Genomic DNA, 23982 nt, shown 5'->3' with positions numbered 1-23982 from the left:
CCGGCTCCAACTAGAGTAGGTGTCATGAGCCACATTATTACTATTGATGGGTCGACCCCGCAGGTCGGCGAGAACGTATTTGTTGCACCCACCGCCGTGTTGAGCGGGGATGTGGCCTTGGCTGATCGGTCCAGCGCCTTCTACGGGGTGTCCGTACGCGGGGATTCGGCTCCGATTCGCGTGGGCGAGGGCACCAATTTGCAGGACAACGTCGTCCTTCACGCCGATGAAGGCTACCCATGCACCTTGGGTGCCGGGATTTCGGTGGGTCACTCGGCGGTAGTGCACGGTGCCACCGTGGGTGATGGATGTCTGGTCGGCATGAGTGCCACCATCATGAATGGTGCGGTGATTGGTGAGCAGTCGCTGGTGGCTGCCGGCGCACTGGTGCTGGAGGGCACGCAGGTTCCACCACGATCGCTCGTTGCCGGTGTACCTGCCAAGGTGCGTCGTGAGCTCAGCGATGAAGAGGTTGCCGGGTTGAACGTCAACGCCGAGCATTACCTCGAATTGGCGGCCAAGCATTTGGCTGCGAACTCTTAAGCCGCGGCGAACTCTAGGACCAGTTGCCCCGAACGCCACTGGGTTGTCGTCCGTTCAGCCCGGGCTTCGGCGGCCAGCGCTTCAGCCGGGGTCATGAAATAGGTATTGATCCTTAGACGTTGTTCCGGGTCGAGCTCACTGGATAGTAGTACCAGGGGCCGACTTCCCGGGATCTTGACGGTCCTAAAGAGTCCGCAGTGCCGACTGATGTGGTGGATCGGGCAGTTCAGATCCGCTGAGGCGATGTCGGTGCGGCCGCCCTTTTCCCAGGGATCGAGGTGGTCCAGTTCGCAACGTTCGGCGGGCATGGAGCAGCCCGGGTAGGAGCAGCCTCGGTAGGCGGCGCGGATGGCTCGACCTTGGGCCTTGGAGAAAAGCCGTTGGGTTCGGCCAAGGTCCAAGGGCAGAGAAGTGCCATTGAGTACCAGCGGGTAGATGCCGGCGGTACATAGTGCGGCTCGCGCTTCACCGGGGCTGAGCGACAATCCGCTGGAAGTGACGGCATAGTCCTTGACCTGCTGTTGCATCTTTTCCCAGTTCAACACGATGCTGACCTGCGCTGCGGGTGGTGCTACACCGGAACCGGTGGGAGAGCTTCCCATCAACAGGGTTAGTAGTCCTAGTAGCCGGCGGCGTTCGGGCTTCATCTCTTCCCACGGTTTGTGCTCGGTCGGTTTCGGTGAGCTTTGCGAAGTTTCCGGTGGTGCTGATTCGGATGGATCGGCCGGCTCGGCGGGTCCAGAACGGTTCCCGCCCTTAGCCCAGTCTGGCATCGACTCCTCGTCGTCCCAGTCGCTGCCCGGTTCCCCGGTGAACTGAGCTTCGGTGTCCTTCAGATGTTCGCGGTTACCGGCCACGGTGGCCGGATTGTCCATCTTGGCGAGGTAGGCCTCGATAAAAGCCGCCTGCGAAGGCAGTAAACGAAGCACATATTCGACCAGGCCTTGGCGCATGCCACGTCGAAAAATACCGATACAGTCCAGTAGGGCCTTGATCGGGCGTTCACCGGATTTCACCTCGGCGATGAGCGCGTTAATGTGTTTGCGTGCGGACTTCGGTTCGGTGCGCAGGAAAGCCAGTGCGTCGGCTTGCAGCTGTTCTTTCTTTTTACGTCCGGCTTTGCCCTCGCCCAGATCCTTGCGGGCGGAATGCAGTTTCGTGGCCGTGGCGGCGACCGGGCGTGGGTCGACGTCCGGGTCCATGAATTGTTCGGCAAGCTGGGGCAACCACGGGGCGATGGGTTGGCCTGCCTCATTCACCCCACCAATCAAGCAGTCGGCTTGGATCAGGCGGGCCGATGCGGTGGCCCGTGGAATATCTAACCAGTCCTGCATGAGCCCGGAGGCACTATTAAAGTGGGTGCGTCCGGAGGTGGTGTGCCCTTCGGCGGCTTCAATCTGTTCCAGGGTGGGGATGGTTCCGGCGTCGGTGATGGCCTGGAAGGATTCGCGGTCAAGTTTGTGGGCGCCGGTGCGGCGTACCGCGTGCGCGGCCTGGATTTGAGCGCGCGTTAGTTGTTGGGCCAGATGCTCGGTGAGAAATGCGAAATAGGCGGCGTGCCCGGCGGGAATCTCCTGGGAAAACACGGCAGTGGCCGAGACGATCAGTTCGCTCGCCTGAGCCAAATTCTTGAGAGCTTGTGCCGTGTTCATAGCTACGAGCATGCCCCGCGACAAGGATTCCGCGGGGCAGGTGAAGACGGCGTGTGGATAGGCCTAGCTGTCAGCCTCTACCGGTAGCCAGAGCTCGCAGGTCGCGGTACTGAAATCGGCGGCCCGATCGAGCACGGCAACTAGGGATGGTCCGGGGCGCAGGCGCCAGGGGTTCGACGGGAACCATGAGGTGGCGGTGGCGGCCCAAAGTTCTTGCAGTGCCGCCGGGTAATTACCAGTGACACTGAAAACCACCCAGTGGCCGGCGGACACCTGAATGGAATCCAGGTCCTCGGGCACCGGTCCGGCTGGCACCGCGACCCCGTGCAGATAGGTGAGTTCGGATCCTTCTTGGTAATCGACATCGACCTGGTCGCTGACCTGCAATAGCCCTGCGGGGTCGGTGGCTGACAATGCCTTGAGCCGGGCATGTTCGGCCATCGGGATCGAAGCGATGTGCTCTTGGATCTGCGGGTTGACCCCATGGTGAATCAACGGCACTTGGGTTGCGTACCCAATGAGCTGGAAATTCTCTCGTTCTACTATTCGTGCGTCCATGGTGTTCCCTTCGACGTGCAGGCTGAACCTGATGATTGCTTGGCTTCGAAGGGGTCCGCCGTGTTGGCGGACTTCGCTCACGGACGCACCATGCACCGAGGTGAAGGCGCGACTGAAGGCTTCGGCCGATCCATACCCGTATCGGATCGCAATACTTAACAGGTCCTCACCGGCCAGCAGGTCCGCGGCAGCCACGTTCATGCGGAGCCGGCGAATGTACTCGGAGACCGGCATGCCGGCCAAGGAGGAGAACATCCGGCGCAGGTGATATTCGGTGGTGCCTTCGCTGCGCGTCAGTTCGGCGAGGTTGATCTCGGCACACAGGTTTGCCTCGATGTGCTCGATGAGCCGATTAAGAATTCCGATCATGATTCCACCCTTCCCCAACTACTATCCTTTGGGGAAGGGGTACGCCGCCCGATGATTGCGGACCGAAATTATCAGGCGTTTTCCAACGTCTTTTCGCGCACCGTGCGCGCGGAAGCGGTGTCACGAGTGGTGGCCGGAACGGTGGCACGGGCGGCAGCCAGGCCGCGTTCCAGATCGGCAATGAGATCTTCGACCTCTTCGATCCCCACCGACAGGCGCACCAGGTTGGCCGGGATTTCCAGTTCGGTACCGATCAGCGAGGCGTGGGTCATTTCGCGCGGATAACAGACCAGGGATTCCACCCCGCCTAAGGAGACCGAGAGTTGGAAGTACTCCATGGACTGGGCGAAGGCGCGGGCGGCGGCTTCATCTTTTAACGCGACCGAGACGATGCCACCAAATCCGCGCTGCTGGCGGGCGGCCAGTTCGTGCCCGGGGTGGGAGGTGAGACCGGGATAGTAGACACGGGTGACCTCGGGGCGGGCATCAAGCCAGTGGGCCAGTGCTTGGGCTGAAGCGCAGTGGCGTTCCATGCGCAGGCCCAGGGTTTTGAGCCCCCTCGCGGCCAGATAGGAATCCTGCGGGCCGGCCACCGCTCCCCCGGCGAACTGCTGATAGCCCACCGCTTCGGCCAGGGATTGGCCGCGGAAGTGATGATCGGCGAGAATCACCGCACCACCGAGCACATCGGAGTGCCCGCCAATGTATTTGGTGGTGGAGTGAACCACCGCGTGCGCACCAAAATCCAGTGGGCGCTGTAGATAAGGAGTGGCGAAGGTATTATCCACCACCAGCAGGGCACCGTTCTCGCGGGCAATGGTGGCCCACCCGGAAAGATCGGCGATGCCCAGTAGTGGGTTGGAGGGAGTCTCCACCCAGAGCAGTGCGGTGTTCGGCTGTACCGCGGCGCGCACCGAATCCAGGTTGGTGATGTCTACCGCAGAAGAGGTGATGCCCCATTTGCTGTGTAGTTTGGAGATCAACCGGTTGGTGCCACCGTAGCCGTCGGCGCCGAGGATGATGTGATCGCCCGGTTCAAGCACGGCACGCAAGAGGGCGTCTTCGGCGGCGATGCCCGAAGCGAAGGCGAACCCGGCTGCACCACCTTCAAGTGCGGTGAGCTGTTCTTGGAAGCCATCACGGGTGGGGTTGGAGCCTCGGGAGTATTCGTGCCCGGAACGCAGCACGTTAATACCGTCTTGGATGAAGGTGCTGGTTTGGTAGATCGGTGGGACCACGGCCCCGGTATGTGGGTCTTTGTGCTGGCCGGCGTGTACGGCCTGAGTGTTGAAGCCAGTCATCTCATGCTCCTTGAGTTTGTGGGGCTAGGACCAATGCCAGATCCAGGGCCTGGGTAAGATCTGCCAACAGGTCGGCCGGGTCTTCGAGCCCTACCGACAGGCGCAGGGTGGAGGTGTTTAGTCCGGCGGCGACCAATTGTTCTTCGGTGAGCCGGCAGTGCGTCATGGTGGCCGGATGCGAAATCATGGTGCGGGTATCGCCCACGTTCGCGGCCAGGGAGATCAGGCTCAGCCCGTCGATCACCGGGGAGACCAGTGAGGGGTCGGCCAGTTCAATGGCAAGTACACAGCCGGTGCCGTTCGGGGTGATCGTTGCCGCCAGTTCAAAACTTGGGTGACTGGATAAGGACGGGTGGTGGATGGCCGCAATGCCCGGGTGGGAAGAGAGCTTGTCGATCAGGGTGGTGATGCTGCGATGCACGTGGGCGGCGCGCACCGGCAGGGTTTCGATTCCGGTGAGGATGCTCTGGGCGCTGGCCGGGGCCAGGGTTGGGCCCAGATCGTGCAGGAATTTGGAACGCACCAGCATCGTATAGGCGCCGGCACCGTGGCGTTCGAGCAGTGAGGTGTTGTTCAGGCGTGCTCGTGGGGCGGAGATTTGTGGCCAGCGCACCGTATTGGAGAAGTCGAAGGTGCCGGAGTCCACCACCACACCGCCGAGGACCGAACCGTGTCCGGCTAATCCCTTGGTGGCTGAGTGCACCACAATGTCGGCGCCGAAATCTAGCGGCTTGACGTTCACTGGGGTGGCCAGGGTGTTATCCACGACTACCGGGATGTTGTGTTCGTGGGCGATGGCGGCAATGGCTGGTAGGTCAGCCACGGTACACAGTGGGTTGGACACGGATTCGAGGAAGAACGCGCGGGTGTCTTCCTGAATAGCGTTACCCCAAGCGGCATGATCGGCCTGGTCAACAAAGGTGACGCGGATACCGAAGTCGGCGAAGGTGTCGGTGAACAGATCAACGGTGCCACCGTAGAGCGAGGAGGAAGCCACAATGTGTTTGGGTCCCTGGGTCAGGGCCAGTAGGGACAGGGCCACCGCGGATTGGCCGGTGGCGGTGGCGACCGCGTGGGCTCCGCCTTCCAGTGCGGCTACTCGTTGTTCGAGGATGGAAACGGTGGGGTTGCCGGTGCGTGAGTAGGTGAAGCCGGATTGGCGCAGCGCGAACTTTTCGATGGCTTCGCCGTGGGATTCAAATTGGTACGCTGCGGAATTGTGCAGTGGAGGTAGCATCGGGCGGAACTCTCCGCTCGGGCGATATCCTGCGTGGACCGCGTCGGTTCCTTGGCTCATAGCTCCTTCTCGTTTCTTGATCACGAGGGAGGACCGAAGTGCATCGTGTTTGGCACAAGGCCCACGCTGATGCGGGGTTCGGAACTGCTCCATCGTTCCTGGCTTTAGCACCTTTCGGTTTCCCGATGGTTGCTGCGACGTCAACGAGCCAGATCTCTTAGTCGCTCTTGATGGGTTGTTCTTCCATGGTTGGGCATGGGCCTCACAGCGTGCAAGCGCTATCGGCGCTGACGCTTCATACAAGGTCGTGACGCTTCATATGTCGTCTACTTGTCATCATGACGCGGACACTAACGACCCTTTATGACGCGTGATCAAGATGAGAATTCCCGAGATTCCAAGGATCTTCCTCAACTTTGTGACAACTAAGCACCCAGCGGTGACACACTGTTACAGATTTGGGGCCTAGCCGAGTACCTGAACTCCGAAGCTTTGAACCACCGCACGGACCTCTTGCAGGTAGCGCTGGGCCTGATCGGTCAGCGGAATGGCGGCGTGGTTGATCCAACCGATCTCGATGCGCTCGTCGATGGCCAGCGGGATGGCCACGATGGAGGGATCCAGCTCGTCGCTGATGATGCCGGTGGAGATCGTGTACCCGCCCAAACCGATCATGAGGTTGAAGATCGTGGCACGGTCCGAGACCTGAATTTCGCGCTGGCTTGAGCGGGTGGAGAGGACCTCTTCGGCGAAGTAAAAAGAGTTACTTGCCCCCTGGTCGAAGGTCAGTCGGGGTAGATCTTCGAGGTCTTCGAGGGTGACCTGATCGCGGGCGGCCAGTGGGTTGCTGCGCGAGATGAAAATATGCGGATCGGCCAAGAACAGCGGGTGGAAGACCAGCCGAGATTCGCGCAGCAGCTTGTCGATGACCTTCCGGTTGAAGTCGTTGCGGTAGAGAATCCCGATGTCACTGCGCAGGGTGCGCACATCCTCGATGATCTCTTCGGTGCGGGTCTCACGCAGCGAAAATTGGTATTCCGCGGCACCACTGGCCTGGACCATACGCACAAAGGCGTCCACCGAAAAGGAGTAGTGCTGGGTTGAGACACCCAGCAGCCGCCGCGCGGCGGGGCGGCCGAGGTAGCGGTGCTCAAGAAGCTCCACCTGCTCGAGCACCTGCCGGGCGTAGCCGAGGAATTCTGCGCCTTCAGCAGTGAGCGTCACTCCCCTGGCCGAGCGCACCAGCAAGGTGCGCCCCACCCGGGATTCGAGTTCCTTCATCGCCGCCGACATGCTGGGCTGCGCGACGTAAATCAGGTCGGCGGCAGCCGAAATCGACCCCTCGGAAGCTACCGCCACAAAATAGCGAAGCTGCTGCAGTGTCAATCCATTCGAAACCTGAACCATAGTTTGAGTCTATATTAATCCATAGTTATATCGAGTTACCTGATATCAAGAATCACCCTGCATGATTGACGCAACGACTTCCCCTCGGCCTGTCCAGGCCTCCCAAATACAGATTGGCTATCATGGCAGACGCATTAAATTTCAGCATTAGCACCACAAGATTCGACGAGAATTACTCCCCTTCTGCGAATTCTCGAACCACGACAAACTTCGCCAATTTGGCGCGCGGAGAGCGCCGCGAAGAGAACCTTCGCAATGCCCTGACGATGATCAACCGCCGCTTCAATTCCCTGGCTCACTGGGACAATCCCCAAGGTGACCGCTATGAGCTGGAATTGGAAATCATTTCAGCAAATGTGCATTATTCCGCCGATAATACCGATCAGGAATTCCCGCTTTTAGAAGTGCTTGAAACCACGATCGTGGATAAACTCACCGGCACTCGGTCCCAGGGCATGGTCGGCAATAATTTTTCTTCTTATGTCCGCGATTACGACTTCAGCGTGGTGCTTCCAGCATCGTGCAATGAAAGCGGAGCTCCGGTGCTTCCAGAAGATTTTGGCGATCTCCATGGGCAGCTCTTCCAACATTTCTTGAACTCACAGGCATACCGTGAGCGTTTTGCCCAGCTGCCGGTGGTCTGCATCAGCGTCTCGACTTCCAAGACCTATTTCCGCACCGGCAACAGCCATCCAGTGCTCGGTTTGGAATACCAGCAGGACGAAAATTCATTGACCGACGCGTACTTCCGAAAAATGGGTTTGAGCGTCCGCTACTTCATGCCACCAGGCGCTGTTGCCCCGCTGGCGTTCTACTTCCGCGGCGACCTACTCAACGATTACACGAATCTGCAGTTGATCAGCCTCATCAGCACGATGGAAACGTTCCAGAAGATTTATCGCCCGGAAATCTATAACGCCAATTCGGCCGCTCCTTCTGTGTACCACCCGAGCCTGGGCGCCGAAGACTTCTCCCCCACTCGCGTCTTTTATGACCGCGAAGAACGAACTCAGTTGGGCAAGATCCAAGGCAAGTTCACCGAAGAGCATTTCATCATCCCGAATCGCCAACTGCTAGATCAGTGGTCTTCCTCCTACCCGACTCCAGTCGCCTAAGATTCCGAAAGATAACTCATGACTTCCCCGCTTATCCCCACGTCGATTGTCGGTAGCCTGCCCAAGCCTTCATGGCTTGCCGAACCTGAAAAGCTTTGGTCCCCTTGGAAGCTTGAAGGCGAGCAATTGCGCGAAGGCAAGCAAGACGCCATGCGCGCTGCGGTCCTCGAACAGGCCCAGCGCGGCATCGACATCATTGCCGATGGTGAACAGACCCGTCAGCACTTTGTCACCACCTTCATTGAGCACCTGAGCGGTGTTGACTTCGAAAAGCGTGAGACCGTGCGCATCCGCAACCGCTACGACGCCAGTGTTCCCACCGTCGTCGGCGCAGTAGAGCGCGAAAAGCCGGTATTCGTTCAGGACGCGAAATTCCTGCGCTCCTGTACTGACAAGCAGATCAAATGGACCCTTCCTGGTCCTATGACCATGGTCGACACCTTGTACGATGCGCACTACCGCAGCCGCGAGAAGCTGGCCTGGGAATTCGCGACCATCCTGAACCAGGAAGCCCGTGAGCTTGAGGCAGCCGGGGTGGATGTCATCCAGTTCGACGAGCCTGCCTTCAACGTCTTTTTTGATGAGGTGGCCGACTGGGGCATCGCTGCGCTGGAGCGCGCCTGCGAGGGACTCAAAGCCGAGACCGTAGTCCACATCTGCTTTGGCTACGGTATCAAGGCGAACAACGATTGGAAAGCGACTCTGGGCGCTCAGTGGCGTCACTACGAGAAGTCTTTCCCGCTGTTGCAGGCTTCCTCCATCGACACCGTTTCGCTGGAATCCCACCATTCGAATGTCCCGCTGGAGGTTGTCGAATTGGTGCGCGGCAAGCGAGTGATGCTCGGAGCTATCGACGTGGCCAATGACGCTGTGGAGACTCCCGAGGAAGTCGCGCAGACTCTGCGCAACGCACTCGAATTTGTCGATGCCGACAAGCTGATTGCCAGCACCAACTGCGGCATGGCCCCGTTCCGCCGCGATGTGGCCCTAGCCAAGCTCAGCGCGCTCAGCGCAGGGGCTGGCATCCTGCGCGAGGAGCTTATTGGTGCCCGCGTCTGAAGTGACAGAATCGGCGACACCATCGTTGCCCGCGGAATACTTCAAAGCGATCTTCCGCGGGCACCCTGGTGGCGTCAGCCTGATAACCGCCGATGCCGGCGACGGACCAGTTGCCCTCACGGCAACGTCCGTGGCTTCGATCAGCGTTGATCCGCCATTGCTCGTTTTCTCGATTTCTGCGCTGTCCTCGGCGGCCAAAGTGCTTACCCGCGCAACTTCTCTTGTCGTTCACAGCTTGGATGCGCATGACATCGAGGTGGCTAAATTAGGGGCAACCAGTGGGATCGACCGCTTCGCACAGAAGCAAACGTGGTCAAGGCTGAGCAGCGGCGAACCGGTATTTGATGACGTCCGGGCCTGGGTTCGTTGTGCGGTCATCGAGCGGGTTCAGGCAGGAACGTCCACAGTTTTTGTGGCGCGCGCCCTTGAGTCGGACATTGAACGAGATAGCGAACCCGGCCAGCCCAGCAACGGATTGGTCTACCATAACCGCGCCTGGCATCGGCTGGATGAAAACTCGCAGTTTTCCAATTGAGGCTGTTCGGCCGCTGTCCCTTGGGACAGCGGCCGAACAGCCTCAGATTGCACTAGTGGTCTTGTGCCACAGCGAGTTAGTGCTTGGCGGACTTCCTGCGTTCACAGGCCACAACGACCGCACCAACAAGGGCCATGAGAAGTCCTAGCCCTGCAGCTGAAAAACCGTCAAGGCCGGTGTTTGCCAGTACTGGCGCGGTGGAACCGGCAGCCTTCGTGATGGACTGTTTCTCGACTGCAGGAGCCTTGCTAATTTCACCTACTGGCTTGATTTCGGCGCTAGCCGTTGGAGACTCGCTCTGAGACGGAACCACTTCTTCTTCAGTTACGGTTCCGTCAGAACCGTTATCCTCGGGAGCTGCCTCGATGCCGAAGTACAGCTCAAGGTAGTACGCTCGCAGTTCGGGATCATGGGCAAATACTTCTTCGAGGAACGCCTGGAACTCAGCGGCGTCTTCATCGCTTTCGATGCTTTCGGCGATGAATGGCAGCATCAGGTCAAGTAGTTCGAGGCCTTGGTCGGTGCTGAAGTAAGCTTCCCACTGCGCTTCATCCCAGTCGAAGCTTTCCTCGGGAAGAAGTTCGGTAATAGACTCCCAGAAAGCCAGTTCTTCATCCGAAAGCTCGAATTCTTCGTCCCAGCTGTCATCTTCAGCAAGCAATTCATCAAGAAGCCGGTTCATCTCCTGCCCGGCTTCAGTTTGCTCGAAAGCTTCCCACTGGGCTTCGTCCCAATTCTCGCTGCCCTCAGGCATCAGCGCATCGATTTGGGCCCAGCGAGGGTCTTCATCCTGGTCTGCAACGTCCGTTGATGGTTCGGTGGCCTTGGCCGACTCACTAACTTCAGCAGTGAGCTCAGATGCAGCGTCAGATTCTATCGAAGCAGCTGATTCCGTCACCGCTGGTTCTGATTCCTCGTCCACATCGGAAACAGCAATTGGAGCAGCCGAGGACTCGGTTACCGGGTCGATGGCAGGTTCCGACGTTTCTGCCTCATTGGACTCGTCGGCATCGAGCATCGTCTCTGGCTCCGCTGGAAGGCTGCTTTCCTCGGATTCAACGACGTCTGCTACAGGAGACTGAGATGCTACTGACCCTGTCTGCACGTCCGATGACGTTGACGATTCCGTCGGGGTAGAGACGACCTCATCCGAAATCACTTCTGCATTTGCGGCCGGGCCACTAAGCACCAATCCCGTGATCAGTGCCGTCGACATTGCCACCGAGCTTAATTTAGTTTTCAATTATCCTGCTTCGAAGAGTGCGAATCGGTGCAAGAACCTCACAACAGAATCAATTAGCAAGGATTGCTAAAGCCGCTCTGTCCTGTACCGATGAAATGATGATTAGACTCAATTTAACTCATTACCCGAAAATTCACCAAGTAATTTTTCTCCTAAAACTCGATTCCTGTGAGCCTAGTCAACCACAGAATATTCGAATCTACTCCCGTCGCAAGCCATTGCTTAGTACGCGTCAAGTAAGGACTATTCTACCGACTCAGAATCTGTTGGAACATGAGCATCGATAGTCACCCATTCCTCATTGATCGTCACACGCGAAGCCCACAAGGCCTCCAAATGCTTGATCGACGATCTCAAAAGAAGACGCGTCATTTCCTGCATATGCCTGCCATTAGCCGTCGCAGCAAACAACAGAGTCAAATGAGCATCAATGACATTCTTTTCTAGGTGGATGATCGGCCTGAACCATAGGTCTAACTTTGTCGTCCCGAACGACGCTTCAACCTGCAGCAGATCATGATGTGCACGGATCGCCAGGACAGTGCAGTCTCCATGGAAGACGGAAAGGCGCGACGTAGGCTGAAGGCAATCAGAACGCGGGGCGCAGCGGTACTGGAGCAGGCCCGCCGCAGTATCGACATCGTTTCCGACGGCGAGCAGACCCGGCAGCACTTCGAGAACAAGCAGACCGTGCTGATCCGTGACCGCTACGAGGCCAGCGTGCCCAGCGTTGTCGGCGCAGTAGAGCGCAAGGCCCCGGTCTTCGTAGAGGATGCGAAATTCCTGCGTACACTGACCGACCGGCAGATCAAGTGGACCCTGCCCGGCCCAATGACCATGGTGGATACCCTGCATGATGGCTACTACGGCAGCCGCGAGAAACTAGCATGGGAGTTCGCGACCATCCTGAACCAGAAGGCCAGGGAGCTGGAAGCCGCCGGGGTGGATGTCATCCAATTCGACGAGCCGGCGTTCAACGTCTTCTTTGACGAGGTGGCCGACTGGGGCGTGGCCACGCTGGAGCGCGCCTGCGAAGGGTTGAAGGCTGAGACCGTTGCGCATATTTGCTTCGGTTACGGCATCAAGGCAAACAATGACTGGAAGGCGACCCTGGGCACCCAGCGGCGGCACTATGAGAAATCCTTCCCGCTGCTGCAGCGTTCGTCCATTGACACCATTTCGCTGGAATCACACCACTCGAATGTCCCACTGGAGGTCGTGGAGTTGGTGCGCGGCAAACGAGTCATGCTTGGCGCCATCGACGTGGCCAACCAGCAGATTGAAACCTCTGAAGAGGTCGCAGAAACCCTGCGCAAGGCGCTGGAGTATGTGGATGCCGACAAACTGATTCCGAGCACCAACTGCGGAATGGCGCCATTCCCCCGCAACGTCGCGCTGGCCAAGCTGAACGCGTTGAGCGCCGGTGCCGCCGTTCTGCGCGAGGAGCTTGTCGGTGCCCAAGTCTAAAATGAGGTGATCTTCGACGCCTTCGTTGCCCGCAGATGAGTCTCAAAGCGATCTTCCTCGGGTATCCTGGCGGCATCAGCCCGACTACCGCAGATGATGGAAACGGGCCAGTTGCCCTCACCACGACATCAGTGGCGTCGATTAGCATTGATACGCCATTGCGCGTTTTCTCGATTTCCGAGCTGTCTTCGGCAGCAGAAGTACTGACCAAGGCATCAACACTGGTCGTTCATAGCCTTGATGTGCACGACATCGAGGTGGCGAAATTGGGAGGTGCGTCGTAACTACCGCTCCTGCTTAGACCAAGTCCGGTTTCTGGACAAGAGCTCGCATGATCGGTGCGAGCATCGTCGATGCGGCTACCATCGTCGGTGCGGTAATTGCGGTGATTCAGTACCCATTCAGGTCCAACCGTATGCCAAAAGACGAGCATCGTTCGAACACGACAACTTCAACATCATCGACTGAGCACCTACCGCTCTGGAGACCGCCAGTGGCCGTGATCTATTTCTGGCTGCTGAGAGCTAATTCTGTGCGAAACATCCGAAATTCCTACTAGACGCCCGATTTATAATGGCCGATGAGGATATGAAGATGACCGACTCACCCTGGAACTGCGAGCGAGGCCGCCGATGATGATCGACTACAACGTCAGTAACCACTGGGCACAGAACACACCTGCTTGGGTGAAGTCGCTGGTATCGTCACTAGATCTGCGCCATCCATCGACAACGATCTTGCCGCTTACTGCGGTAGCCGAAGAGATCCTACGTTGGGTGGAGTTAGCGAGCGGGGTGGATGCATGGAAGAAGACAGCCAACCGTAACTCGCTAGACCAGGACATCGCGCAGTCGGCTGGCGCGCTCGGTGTGCACCTCGGCTCGCACATCGCGAACGAGCTGGCAGCATTCCAAGCCAGCTTTGCCGCGTTATCTCTTAGTGGCACTGCAGTGCTTTCGCAACCACCCGGAGCCTCGCGTGTTGCACCCCAATGGGTAGCCATGCTGACGGCGACTCAAAATCTTCTCACCGCGCTCAAGTCCGACGATGCTGTGATCGCAAGTTGGGATGACTTAGTAGCCGTCGCGCAGAACCGCGCGCTGGAAGGCCGGGAATACAGGCCGATCGCCGATCTTCTCACAGATCAGCTACGACACCGAGGACTAGAGGCCGAGTCAATGGTCCGAGGACTCGTGTCGATCATGGCGTTCGGTCGGGATCCAGAGGAGATGTCCTTTGACGGAGCGGACACCTCATACACTGACCGCCTCGAACAGGCGCGGGCCTATGTCGTGACGCCTGCGACTATCGAACCGGTCACGGTCTGGCTTGGGTACAAGGGTCGTGTAGGCGTAGAAATGACGGCTGGGCGAGTGTCGTTCTACGAGCCGCTCTGGGCAATCCCAAATGCACAACCGGGACGGCAGGAGTTCGACCACAAGGAAGAACTCTGGGATATCGTCAAAGACGGCTTCAGTTTCCGTGTCCCGGAGCTGGCAGACGAGAAGGGCGACGTCGAGACCCTAGTGCGCGTCGATCTTGGTAGCACCACGGCTGCCGGAGCAGTTGAACGCGCGAGTGCCATCGTGGACATCATCATCAACGTAGCACTGCACCGCTCCGGAGGCATCCGCCCGCAGCTCACCGAGCATGTAGTCGTGCGATCCGGCGTTCCCTCCAGCTTTGGACACAGCGCCGTCTGGGATCGCACTGGCTTCCCCGACGACACCTACGGTGCGGGCATGACGTCGGATGCGATTAATGCACACGGCCCCCGGATTGCCAACGCCCTCGCTCAACAGCAGTTGCCGCGCTTTCTCGCGGCAGCGATTGAGGTGCAGACAACGCTTGACCTTCCGTTCAGCCGGGACATGGCACTTCGCAAACCATCAGAAGCCGACATCAGCAGCGTAATTCCGCTTTCTGACAGGATCGTGCAACACATTGCCGCTCACGCGGCAATGGATCCGAACGACCTCTTCCAGTTACTCGGGGAGAAGTGGGCACATGCGCGCTGGTTGAGCGACCTTGAGGTGGCAGCCAGGATGTGCCTCCTTGGTGGCGGGGTGGACCACGCACTGCATCATAGTCTGACCGTGGAGTGGCATTCGAGTCATCCCAAGCAGCCATGGATCCTGTTCCTCGACGATCGGCGGGACGACTTTCTTTCCCTATGTCGCCTCGAGCACGAACGCGCTTGGATTCAGCGCATGTTCGACAGCATCAGCAATCACGCAAAATACAGCGCTCTCATTTCAGAGTACGAGGATGAAGGCGCCGTGCTCGAGGCACGTCGACGTCGTCTCCGTAACGCACTCGTACATGGCAACCCGGCAGCCTTCACTGTGGTGGAGTCCGTCCGTTCCTTCGCAGAGTTCACAAGCGGGACGGCCCTGTACATTGCACTGGAGTCCTTCGTGGAAATGACCGACCCTCAAAACGCGCTCGCTGAGCGGACTGATGAGTTCATCGCTTTGCAAGGCGGAACAACTGCGGCTATTTACTGGCGCGAACGGGTCAAGAATGAGGGCTGGCCGTTCCCAGCCTAGTCCTCGGAGCACACTACTTTCATTACAAAGACCCCGGCCAGTCTCGGTGAGGCCCTCCAATAGAGCTGTGGACTCATAGGCGATCAGTTACTCCACGAACTTGCGCTGAGATGTTTGGTCACAGTCGGTGGACTCGATCATCTTCCGTGCGCATCAGCACGCACGGCGAACACGGCTCATATCCCGGTGTGCTGGGTGGAACTACAGAAATCCGCGCATGGAGCCACCTAATCACGGCCTCCGTCAATCCAAGGCGGGTTGTCGATGGGAACAGGCTGCCGCTGATCGCGCTGGGACAGGATTGGGACTCCCCGAGGTTCTTGTCATTGACGGCGCAACTTCGCGTCCGCCGCAACTTCGATCTCGCACGGACTCGACCGGATGCGGTCAGTGCTGACAAGGCATAATCCTCCCTCAACGTTCACGGCGACATCCGCTCCCGCGGGATCAAGGCAGTGGCCCGTTATCTTGTTGACAGCCCCCCTAAAGGGTCATAGGGACTGTCGTCCGACCAGCCTCTGCATGGTGTCTTGCCCCTGATTAACCAATCAGTCGGGGAGTATGGCCACCGAGGCTGGAATGGCAGTACAGTGATTGCCGGTTAGGTGCGCGGCGCCAAAAACGGACGCCTGCCATAAAGTGGATGTAAGACTTTGCTACCGACGGTTGGTCGACCCTGAACAAGAACTAGTTCAAAGGAAAACTATCCATGATCACCTCAGACGTGGACATTTTCCTCTGACTCGACGTCGGGAAAACAGACCACTGGGCTTGCGCCGTCACCAATGACGGAACCAAAATCTGGAACAAAACTCTGCCCAACGACGAAGCCAAACTGGTCGCGATCTATCAAACTCATAGCTCAAGGCACCGCGCTGGTCGTCGTGGACCAACCAACAACCATCGGAGCCCTCGCTGTTGCAGTCGCTCAGCACCTAGGAATCAGCGCAGCTTACCTGCTCGGATTGACCATGCGCCGCATCGCAGACTTGTATCCAGGGACAGCGAAAACCGATGACAAAGATGCGTTCATCCTCTCTGACGCGGCCCGCACGATGCCGCACACGCTGCGCAATATTATGGTCTCTGACGAGGATGAAACCACGCCTGGCATGCTCACCGGATTTGATCTTGAGTAGCTTTTGATGCGCGCCTCAAGAGATACTGGCATGGGGAGATTCCTGTTTTTGGTTGGACTAAAAACTCAACTTCTAACAGGAATTTTCTACATTAACGACTCGACCCCACAGTTCTTTAGGGGCTTGTCAGAGAGACTTCATGGTTAGTACTCAATGGCCCGACGGACTGAGGGCGCACACTTTGAAGGTGATAATCCTGACTTCAGCTTGACTTTACCCCACCCCACGCGTGACACTTATGACACATAGAGCTCTTGGGGGAGCTGAACAATAAATTAAATAATGAATTTTTTGCGTAATGAAAAAATTCAAATAAAAGTCTTGACCTTGCAAAGGTTTATAAATGACAACCACAACTTTATCTTCGACTAATGTGACCAACTCTGAAATTAATGAGTTGGAAAAATTGCAGAATCATCTACCTGCTAATTCTGAACTTGGCAAGGTTTTGAGCAAGATGACCGAAGGATTACGTGACGGCGTTGACGTCACCTTGACTCGTGACGACGACGAATTGACCACTTCAGATGTGGCTTCCATCCTTGGAATCAGCCGTGCGCATCTTTATAAGGTATTGGATGCTGGACTGATCCCATTCCACATTGTTGGCGAACGGACTCGTCGCATGCTCATGTCTGACGTAAAGAACTACCTGTTCCGGACCCAACAGTTCCGCGCTGGTGACGCTCAGTCGATTGCTAAACGCGAACAGCTGGAAGACATGGTTTTTGACTCTATGGATTGATATTTCCTGCTCTAAAGCAAGCTAGGATACATTAATGACCATGGAGCCACGTGTAACGCTTAGATGCTTGATTGAGGATTTGACCTCTGGTTGGACCAATGCGGATCACCAGAGGGCTGCCTCATCACTCGGGAACCTCGTCAGCAAACACTTTGCAGATGAAATTTCTAAATCTCAACTTGCGCGTCACGTTCGAGTGTTTCCACGACTAAATGCGCTATCGCACCCTCTACTCCGGCACTTCAGCAATCACTTCACTTCTGAATACGATCCCTCGAAGCTAGAAAGCATTTCAGGTCTTTCGAATCCGCATTGGTGGAAGCAGAAAACCCAGCAATGGAGAGGCGCCGTAACAGATCATTCTAGTGTCTCTTCAGATTCAGCCTGGCTATGCGCGGCAGGGATTCGCCGGGATGGCGACAATAGCGATTTCTATAAAAGCTTCATGTACCAAGTGAGCAACAATGGCCCGAGCTCGTTTTTACCAGCAAAGGCCGACAAGCTTCTGCTGGAAATCGATGAAAAGATTACAGCTCAGGATGCATGGTATTTGCAAATACACTGTTCCACTTTGGCATTACTAGCCGAAGCTAGGCGTCATGTAGGAAAAACCGTAACAATGGAGTTTACTAAGCCGTCAAGATTTTCTGAGAGTGAGCCTATCGGCAGCCTCTCTGTATCAATAATCGGACGAATCAAAGAAGGCGCTACGGAGTTAGACGAAGTCTTTCTTGCCGCAACAATTCTCAACGAAGCCGAGGTTGCTTCCGTGGACTTGGCTGGTCAGTACGCTCGGGCCGCAATAGACGACGATGCTGAGGCGTGGACTTCTACGACGTACGTAGAGAATTCATATGCCTTCTCTGCCATCGTTCCTCCGAGCGCAATCGACAATGCTGAACTGCTTGAAACCAATCATGAACTTCCCCTTGATTTCCAACCACTAGGCCTTCGAATCGGGCTCAGATCGCACTATACCTATAAAGATGGAATAGTGAACGCTCAAGTCGAAGGCTCTGCTATCAAAAGTTTGTGCGGATATTGGTTTGTCCCCATTACAGACCATGAAAATGTTGAAAAGTGCCCCAGATGTGTACAACGGCATAAGCAATTAATGTAGGAAAACTGCGACAAACAGACAAAAGCATTTGAAGTCTTGGGATAGGGGCGTTCTCGCTACCCAGTATCTGCTCGCCCCTTGAGACACAGCAGGAAAGTTCTCTGAAAGTTACCCCGGAGAAACCATATGGAACTTCATCTTCATGCAGGAGCGTTGCGTTCTAAGCATGTGATCTACACCAACTTCACAACCTCAGGAATTGGCCTATGCTGGGCATGAAACGCTTCCGTACTCGAACGGATCTTCACCAGTCCAAAACGACGAAACGCCGTGAGCACCGCATTCGTCAACGCAGCAATATTCCGTGACGCGTAACCCAGTACGCGCTTGATTATGATCCTATCCAATCGCTGTATCTCGAACGTGATGGATGTTGTTCTCAAATGACCAATACGGCTTGGTTCATTTATCGGCTACTTGGAGGCCGAGTTACCTTGGGAGTGCAGTACGGACATTTGCATAGCTGTACAGCCGACGGCTACGGCTCCCGGGGGCTCAGCAGGGTTGCGAGATCTGTTCTTCCATCGGAAATTTTTCAAGTCAAGTGAGGCCATCTGCTCTTAGACGGCCATTTTCTTTCCTTCTTCCTGCATGTTTGGTTCATTAATCCACGCCGCTTGAGGCAACATCATTTTCTTCGGTAACCGGTTCCTCCCAAACCGTTCAGGATGCTCAGCCCACGCTGCCTCCAACGCAGTGCAGAATAATCCTTGAAGGTACTGCCATTCTTACAATGTGAAACCACTGTTCTTCCAACCTGGTACTGTTCGCCACTGTCGCTGCTCCAAGGCGGATCCTTCAACCAGCTTTCGGCCTCAAATCTGTCAACGGGAACTTCACTTGCTGAAAAAAAGAAGGCCGTGGCACACCCGGTTTATTTGTCAGCGTGGCAGCTCGTTGCCATTCCGAAAGCGCCGCGGAGATGCTACCCAAGTTTCAATCGACGGATGACCCGATGATTCCCTGATTCCCAGGTTGTGCGGACACGAGGATTCGCCGTCCTTCAGCAGCGACGAAACTACCGCATTGTGTGCGACGCCCGACTGCTAGATGGCCACGTGGTTGGGTTGGTCGGATGCGATCCTCATGGACTCCTAACGCACCAAAGTTCACATCATCAGCGGTACCTTCTAGCAGGAATTGAAATACCAGGTCCTAAGAATCGCTCGGTACCCGGTCGCCGGAACGGGCGTACCATTTCGCCCTATTCGGCACGCAGCTAAACGCTGATCATCCATGTGCCCAGTCATCCCGAAATGCACGTCCGCAGGCGTATGAAAACCCAACCCAGAATGACGATGCTCAGTGTTATACGCCTGGACAAACCTGCCCATGAAATCCCGTGCGTGCTCCAACGAACCAAACCGTTCAGGAAACACCGGCATATACTTCAAGGTCTTAAACCACGATTCGGAATAAGGGTTGTCATTACTGACTTTCGGCCGTGAATGCGACCGCAATACATCCAAATCAGAAAGCAACGACGCTACTGGTTTCGAAGTCATGCTCGTGCCTCGGTCAGCATGGACGATCTGCGGCACTTGATGCTGGATAAAGACGTTTTTCATGAACGATTCAGCCAACAATCCCGACTCCCTGGCGTGCACTTCGCAGTCAACAATGTAGCGGGAGTAAATATCAATCATCACGTACGCATCAAAATAGGTTCCCTTAGCCGGACCAGCGAGTTTCGTAATGTCCCAAGAAAACACTTCACCCGGCTGATACGCCACCAGCTCAGGGACTTTTCGGGCAGGATGACGTGCTTGACGCCGGCTCTCTTGAACTTGCTTCTCCCGGCGCAACAACCGATACATCGTGGACACTGAACACAAATACGTTCCTTCACTCAGCAGTACCGCATAGATCTGCTCCGGGGCCTGATCCACGAACCGATCTTTGTTCAACGCTTCAAGAATCGTTGTTTCCTCAGCGGCGGTGAGTTTGTTCGGTGGTGCTGGACGAGGCGCGTCCACTGATCTTGTTGGGAATCGTTGCGCACGAGTGTGGCGGGCCATCGTGGCGCCGCTAACTGCCTTTTGAGCTGTGCGATTTCAGCTTGTTCTTTGCTGATCTTACTCTTGGCGCTCCGGGAGGACTGGCCGGTGATTGTGGTGGAATTTTCGTCCAGGATGCCTGCGTCGCGTAGCTTGCGCCATTCAGCGATCTGTGAGGAGTAGATCCCGTTGGAGCGCAGGTAGCTGCCAATTTCACCATGTTGGATGGCTTGTTCGTAACCGTCGAGGTACGCGAGTTTCGGGTCTGCTGTAGGTTTGGTTGACACTTCGACCGCATAACCCGTCTATGGTTATGCTCAAACGGAGGAACAAAAACCATGCCAAGAATCTTCACCGAAGAATTCAAGAAGGACGCCGTCGCTCTCGTCGAATCGGGGATATCCCAGAAGCAAGCCGCTGCGGATCTGGGAGTCTCAAAGACCGCGCTGTAAACGTGGGTCCGCGATGCCCGCTACCAATCCCACGGAATGACCCCATCCTCTGATGCTGACGAACGCAAAGAAATGTCTCAAGCGCTCAAACGCATCCGGGAGCTCGAAATGGAGAACGAGGTGCTGCGCAAGGCCGCGGCCTACCTTTCCCAGTCGCATATTCGTTCCCCAAAGTAATGGGCCCGCATCAATCAAGAATTAGCCGCTAGAACAGGCAGGAAACATATTCGAAGTGGCAGTGGCAGTGGCGTGTCGGGTCTTGGGATTCAGCACCCAGGCGTATTACAAGTGGTTGAAGAGCCCTGTCTCTGCCCGGGAAATCGAAGAGCTGGAGTTGATTGGCAAGCTGCATGAGCTTCACGAGGAAGATCCCGAGGGCGGGTACCGTGTGCTGGCTGATGACTTGGAAGACGCCGGCTACCAAATTTCCGAGCGCCGGGGTCTGGCGGTTATGCCGCAAGGCAGGGATCCGCTCGGTGATCAGCCAACGCCAACGTAAGCACGTTCCGGCCGGTCCGCCGGTGCATGATGACTTGGTGCGGCGGAATTTCACCGCTGATCAGCCTAACCAGTTGTGGCTGACCGATATTACCGAGCACCACACGGGCGAAGGAAAGCTGTACCTGTGCGCGATTAGGGACGTGTTCAGCAACAGAATCGTGGGGTATTCAATGGATTCGAGGATGAAGGCCCACCTGGCGGTCAATGCTCTGGAGATGGCTGTAGCGCACCGTGGCCACCCGAGCGGAGTTAGGGTCCACAGTGACCGTGGCAGCCAGTTCCGGTCAAAGAGCTTCACTCAAGCCTTGGAGCGTCACGGGCTAGTCGGTTCGATGGGCAGGGTCGGGGCAGCCGGTGACAATGCAGCCATGGAGTCGTTCTTCAGCCTGCCGCAGAAGAACGTGCTGGACCGCCGTTGGTGGTCCTCCCGCCAACAACTTCGCCTGGCCATTATTGGATGGCTGGAGGGGAAGTATCACCGCTAGCGCAAGCAACGAGGTTTGGGGAAAATGACCCCGATCTAATTCGAGGCTAGAATGATCGAGTCTGTCGCTCTGGCAGCGTAAATCTTGGTGTCGACCAAACCTTCAGCAGACCCATTCATTCACTACCGAAAGTTTCTGCTAGACATCGTTAGGCTGACAGTCCCAGGCCAGAACCCATCGGGCCGCAATTTACGACCAGAATTTAAATTGAAATGACGGAAATGGAGTCCGAAAAGGGTGGGGCGGGCGTCGATGAGCCCAGTTCGGCGCGTCACCTATACACTTTTTTAGCACTTATACCCTCAATTGCTCACGCTTAGAACCTCAGCACACTTAAGGATAGAAGGGCTAGTTTGAGTTTGACTGATAATGTCGGCAAAAATGCAATTACCCAGCCGAGGCTGGGTAATTGCAAGGGATTCGACGATGCTCGTCCCTCTCGCGCCAGTGTGTGAGCCTACCCACCAAGATTGTTCCGTGTGAGTAAACTTAGGTGCATCGTGGCTGCATGCCTAATATACCATTTGAGAGGATTTCAATTGAAGCCTCTCGTAATAGTGGTCGCTTGCGTTCCATGCAAAGAGCATATTTGGCCCATTTGAATTTCGGAGCGCTTTAATTTCGGAAACAGTCAAACCCGTCACCTCACCGACTTCTTCCGGAGAAGCAGTAGGACAGTCCGGAAGAGCGAGCAGGAGAATTGCCCGTTCAGTCTCAAAATCAGGATCAGTCTTACCTGCCTCCACAATAACTTTAGCTCTAGAGAGAAGTTCGGCTTTCAGACCCTTAGTAGATTCACGATCGCCACAGCACCGCAACATAGTAAGCAAAGCGAATGCATCGAGGGAATCCGTTGTAGCACCACGTTGTTTGAGAATCTGTCGCAATGTTGCGCCATTGGTCTCTGGGTCGAGATAGAAAAGACAGTCCACCAGATTCAATGTGTGCGGTCCAAAACTTGTCTGGTCACGTACGGCAGACAACTGAGCAATTATCTCCCTACGAACCTTACTCCTGAAAATCTGCATCTCAATGTGGCCAACGCTCCGGGCTTCAAGTTCTCTTAAGCTTGTTGCGATGAGTCTTGATAGCTTTAGGCTATGTGAGACCGACGGAGAGCCCGAGTAGACAAACACAGCCACGTCTAGGACCGCGACCAAGTAACTAATTAGTGCACTGTGCGCTGACTTGATCTTTCGCAAGTCGCCCTCTTCAACGAGAGCATCCAGATGCTCTCCATAAGTGCACAACGTCTTTTCTGCTCGCCTACTCAGTTCATACAGATAAGAGTTTGCCAGCTCGCCGTGTTGTCTTTCTGTATCTGTCAAGATCGCCTTGTAATCAATGATGGCTTTATGGGCAGAGAAGAATAGGTCTGCCTTATTATCCGGCTCCGTCTCGATCTCGCACTTTGTTCTCGCGCTAAGGCCTTCACGTACTGAGAGCTTTGCAATTGACATGTGCGATTTCAGAGGAGTTTCGAGACTCTCTTGTTTTTGATCATTAAGGTGCAATTTGAAATGTGCTAGGTGCCTCGAAAGGACATTCTCTACTCGCTCACTGTTCGATGAGTCAGCGAGGAACACGAAGTAGTCATCAACGTAGCGCATGATCTCATAATCTTGACCGTGCTTGAGATCTCCCTTTTCAAGTTCACACTCAACTCGTACATCAACTTCCTGAAGGATGATCTCTGCGAATATGCGTGAGAACTCGGGACCGATCACGATCCCACTTGTTTCCGCATAGTTCAAGTACTGCATGTAGCGGTCAAAAGAGCCGCCGAAGGTAGCGTTGGTAGACTCACGTTTCTCTATTTTGCTGGCAGTTCGACCATTCGAAACCCATGCAACTGTATGCGTGTAGATGCTATCGAAGCACTTTGATATGTCCGCACGCATTAACAATGGGTACTTACGTTCGCAAGCCCGAAACTCGGGTGACGAGTAGAACCGATTGATGTTGTTATAACGCTTATAGGCAAAATATGACGTGACTATGTCGTATTCAAGGCCAAACTGTTCGAGTCCGTAGTCCTCCGAATCTAGCTCGCGTAGAAACGCTTTATCACGGCGTGCTTGAACTCGCGCTGTCCGATGGGGATGTCGTATTGAGTAACTGCTTCGGTTCGTGAAGTAAAGGATACTGTCTCGATACTTATCAATGAAATAGGCCATGCCGAGCATGGACTGGGGGTGCGGAACCGTGATTTCACGAAGCTTCCCGTTGTTTCGTCGAGCACGGAACTTGTATGGGTGCAAAAGTCGCCTCGTGAGACTCTGCTTTGCTCGACCAAATCGTATCCGACCATCATCCAGAACAACTTCATCAAGTTCGACACCATCAAAGATCAATCTCAGCCATACTCGCTCCGCTTCACCCAAGCGTCTAGCGTTGACCGTGAATTGTTCTTCCCGAAATCCACTCAAATTTAAGACGTTTGAGAAAACGGTACAGGCCTGCTGCACTGAAAGGTAATGGGACTTCATGCGGGAGCATCTCTGAGGT

At 55.9% G+C, this 23982-nt stretch carries 15 protein-coding genes, 4 pseudogenes and 1 riboswitch; of the genes and pseudogenes, 11 read left to right on the top strand and 8 right to left on the bottom strand.

The window, feature by feature from the left end:
• Nucleotides 1-24: 24 nt before the first annotated feature.
• Entirely contained in the window at nucleotides 25-543 is a 519-nt protein-coding gene (locus QMQ05_RS03370; protein WP_345473006.1) for a gamma carbonic anhydrase family protein, read from the top strand.
• Here the strand turns inward: QMQ05_RS03370 and QMQ05_RS03365 are convergent.
• The 5 genes from QMQ05_RS03365 to QMQ05_RS03345 form a co-directional block, all read right to left on the bottom strand.
• Nucleotides 540-2195, bottom strand: coding sequence for an HNH endonuclease signature motif containing protein (locus QMQ05_RS03365; RefSeq protein ID WP_345473004.1), 1656 nt, complete (start codon nucleotides 2193-2195; stop codon nucleotides 540-542). The genes QMQ05_RS03370 and QMQ05_RS03365 overlap by 4 nt on opposite strands.
• Before the next feature lie 63 nt (nucleotides 2196-2258).
• Nucleotides 2259-3122: an AraC family transcriptional regulator gene (locus tag QMQ05_RS03360; protein WP_345473002.1), complete on the bottom strand. Its 864-nt coding sequence runs from the start codon at nucleotides 3120-3122 to the stop codon at nucleotides 2259-2261.
• Between the two features lie 71 nt (nucleotides 3123-3193).
• Nucleotides 3194-4423 carry a cystathionine gamma-synthase gene (locus tag QMQ05_RS03355; RefSeq protein WP_345473000.1) on the bottom strand — a complete coding sequence of 410 codons (1230 nt, stop codon included), beginning with the start codon at nucleotides 4421-4423 and terminating at the stop codon, nucleotides 3194-3196.
• Between the two features lies 1 nt (nucleotide 4424).
• Nucleotides 4425-5720, bottom strand: coding sequence for an O-acetylhomoserine aminocarboxypropyltransferase/cysteine synthase family protein (locus tag QMQ05_RS03350; protein WP_345472999.1), 1296 nt, complete (start codon nucleotides 5718-5720; stop codon nucleotides 4425-4427).
• Between the two features lie 86 nt (nucleotides 5721-5806).
• Nucleotides 5807-5897, bottom strand: a riboswitch (SAM riboswitch).
• A 228-nt stretch (nucleotides 5898-6125) separates the two neighbouring features.
• A complete protein-coding gene (locus tag QMQ05_RS03345) occupies nucleotides 6126-7067 on the bottom strand; it encodes a LysR family transcriptional regulator (RefSeq protein ID WP_345472998.1) in 942 nt (313 codons plus the stop codon).
• Between the two features lie 122 nt (nucleotides 7068-7189).
• Here QMQ05_RS03345 and QMQ05_RS03340 point away from each other — a divergent pair, with 122 nt between their 5' ends.
• From QMQ05_RS03340 to QMQ05_RS03330, 3 genes are read left to right on the top strand one after another with little or no spacing between them, the layout of a single operon-like run.
• Nucleotides 7190-8182 (top strand): DUF1852 domain-containing protein, encoded by a 993-nt coding sequence (locus QMQ05_RS03340; RefSeq protein ID WP_345472997.1) that lies wholly within the window; start codon nucleotides 7190-7192, stop codon nucleotides 8180-8182.
• 18 nt (nucleotides 8183-8200) lie between these two features.
• Nucleotides 8201-9241: a methionine synthase gene (locus tag QMQ05_RS03335; protein ID WP_345472995.1), complete on the top strand. Its 1041-nt coding sequence runs from the start codon at nucleotides 8201-8203 to the stop codon at nucleotides 9239-9241.
• Complete coding sequence (locus tag QMQ05_RS03330) at nucleotides 9228-9776, top strand: flavin reductase family protein (RefSeq protein WP_345472994.1); 549 nt, start codon at nucleotides 9228-9230, stop codon at nucleotides 9774-9776. Before QMQ05_RS03335 ends, QMQ05_RS03330 begins: the two co-directional genes overlap by 14 nt.
• Nucleotides 9777-9852: 76 nt before the next feature.
• Here the strand turns inward: QMQ05_RS03330 and QMQ05_RS03325 are convergent, their stop codons facing one another.
• Nucleotides 9853-11019, bottom strand: coding sequence for a hypothetical protein (locus tag QMQ05_RS03325; protein ID WP_345472993.1), 1167 nt, complete (start codon nucleotides 11017-11019; stop codon nucleotides 9853-9855).
• A 529-nt stretch (nucleotides 11020-11548) separates the two neighbouring features.
• On the opposite strand from QMQ05_RS03325, the pseudogene QMQ05_RS03320 reads away from it, so the two are divergent.
• The 6 genes and pseudogenes from QMQ05_RS03320 to QMQ05_RS03295 all read left to right on the top strand — a co-directional run bounded on the left by QMQ05_RS03320 (nucleotide 11549) and on the right by QMQ05_RS03295 (nucleotide 18039).
• Nucleotides 11549-12486 (top strand): annotated as a pseudogene (locus QMQ05_RS03320) (methionine synthase).
• 35 nt (nucleotides 12487-12521) lie between these two features.
• Nucleotides 12522-12770: a flavin reductase family protein gene (locus tag QMQ05_RS03315; protein WP_345472992.1), complete on the top strand. Its 249-nt coding sequence runs from the start codon at nucleotides 12522-12524 to the stop codon at nucleotides 12768-12770.
• A gap of 402 nt (nucleotides 12771-13172) precedes the next feature.
• Entirely contained in the window at nucleotides 13173-15035 is a 1863-nt protein-coding gene (locus tag QMQ05_RS03310) for a hypothetical protein (protein ID WP_345472990.1), read from the top strand.
• 799 nt (nucleotides 15036-15834) lie between these two features.
• Nucleotides 15835-16174 (top strand): annotated as a pseudogene (locus tag QMQ05_RS03305) (IS110 family transposase).
• A gap of 343 nt (nucleotides 16175-16517) precedes the next feature.
• Entirely contained in the window at nucleotides 16518-16919 is a 402-nt protein-coding gene (locus QMQ05_RS03300; protein WP_345472988.1) for a helix-turn-helix domain-containing protein, read from the top strand.
• 34 nt (nucleotides 16920-16953) lie between these two features.
• Entirely contained in the window at nucleotides 16954-18039 is a 1086-nt protein-coding gene (locus tag QMQ05_RS03295) for a DUF3039 domain-containing protein (protein ID WP_345472986.1), read from the top strand.
• Nucleotides 18040-19253: 1214 nt separating this feature from the next.
• On the opposite strand, the pseudogene QMQ05_RS03290 reads toward QMQ05_RS03295, so the two are convergent.
• Nucleotides 19254-20296: pseudogene (locus QMQ05_RS03290) on the bottom strand (IS3 family transposase); the annotation flags it as partial.
• Between the two features lie 78 nt (nucleotides 20297-20374).
• Here QMQ05_RS03290 and QMQ05_RS03285 point away from each other — a divergent pair.
• Nucleotides 20375-21513 (top strand): annotated as a pseudogene (locus tag QMQ05_RS03285) (IS3 family transposase).
• Between the two features lie 473 nt (nucleotides 21514-21986).
• Here QMQ05_RS03285 and drt3b read toward each other — a convergent pair.
• Nucleotides 21987-23963, bottom strand: coding sequence for an antiviral reverse transcriptase Drt3b (gene drt3b, locus QMQ05_RS03280; protein WP_345472984.1), 1977 nt, complete (start codon nucleotides 23961-23963; stop codon nucleotides 21987-21989).
• Nucleotides 23964-23982 lie beyond the last annotated feature (19 nt).

The organism is Glutamicibacter sp. B1, from assembly GCF_039602135.1.
Taxonomy (GTDB): Bacteria; Actinomycetota; Actinomycetes; order Actinomycetales; family Micrococcaceae; genus Glutamicibacter; species Glutamicibacter ectropisis.
This window is presented reverse-complemented; position numbering and strand designations above follow the sequence as displayed.

What these genes read in the sequence shown, in the direction of transcription:
- QMQ05_RS03370 (WP_345473006.1), top strand. Translation starts at nt 25, where the DNA reads ATGAGCCACATTATTACTATTGATGGGTCGACCCCGCAGGTCGGCGAG.
- QMQ05_RS03365 (WP_345473004.1), bottom strand. Translation starts at nt 2,195, where the DNA reads ATGAACACGGCACAAGCTCTCAAGAATTTGGCTCAGGCGAGCGAACTG.
- QMQ05_RS03360 (WP_345473002.1), bottom strand. Translation starts at nt 3,122, where the DNA reads ATGATCGGAATTCTTAATCGGCTCATCGAGCACATCGAGGCAAACCTG.
- QMQ05_RS03355 (WP_345473000.1), bottom strand. Translation starts at nt 4,423, where the DNA reads ATGACTGGCTTCAACACTCAGGCCGTACACGCCGGCCAGCACAAAGAC.
- QMQ05_RS03350 (WP_345472999.1), bottom strand. Translation starts at nt 5,720, where the DNA reads ATGAGCCAAGGAACCGACGCGGTCCACGCAGGATATCGCCCGAGCGGA.
- QMQ05_RS03345 (WP_345472998.1), bottom strand. Translation starts at nt 7,067, where the DNA reads ATGGTTCAGGTTTCGAATGGATTGACACTGCAGCAGCTTCGCTATTTT.
- QMQ05_RS03340 (WP_345472997.1), top strand. Translation starts at nt 7,190, where the DNA reads ATGGCAGACGCATTAAATTTCAGCATTAGCACCACAAGATTCGACGAG.
- QMQ05_RS03335 (WP_345472995.1), top strand. Translation starts at nt 8,201, where the DNA reads ATGACTTCCCCGCTTATCCCCACGTCGATTGTCGGTAGCCTGCCCAAG.
- QMQ05_RS03315 (WP_345472992.1), top strand. Translation starts at nt 12,522, where the DNA reads ATGAGTCTCAAAGCGATCTTCCTCGGGTATCCTGGCGGCATCAGCCCG.
- QMQ05_RS03300 (WP_345472988.1), top strand. Translation starts at nt 16,518, where the DNA reads ATGACAACCACAACTTTATCTTCGACTAATGTGACCAACTCTGAAATT.
- QMQ05_RS03295 (WP_345472986.1), top strand. Translation starts at nt 16,954, where the DNA reads ATGACCATGGAGCCACGTGTAACGCTTAGATGCTTGATTGAGGATTTG.
- drt3b (WP_345472984.1), bottom strand. Translation starts at nt 23,963, where the DNA reads ATGAAGTCCCATTACCTTTCAGTGCAGCAGGCCTGTACCGTTTTCTCA.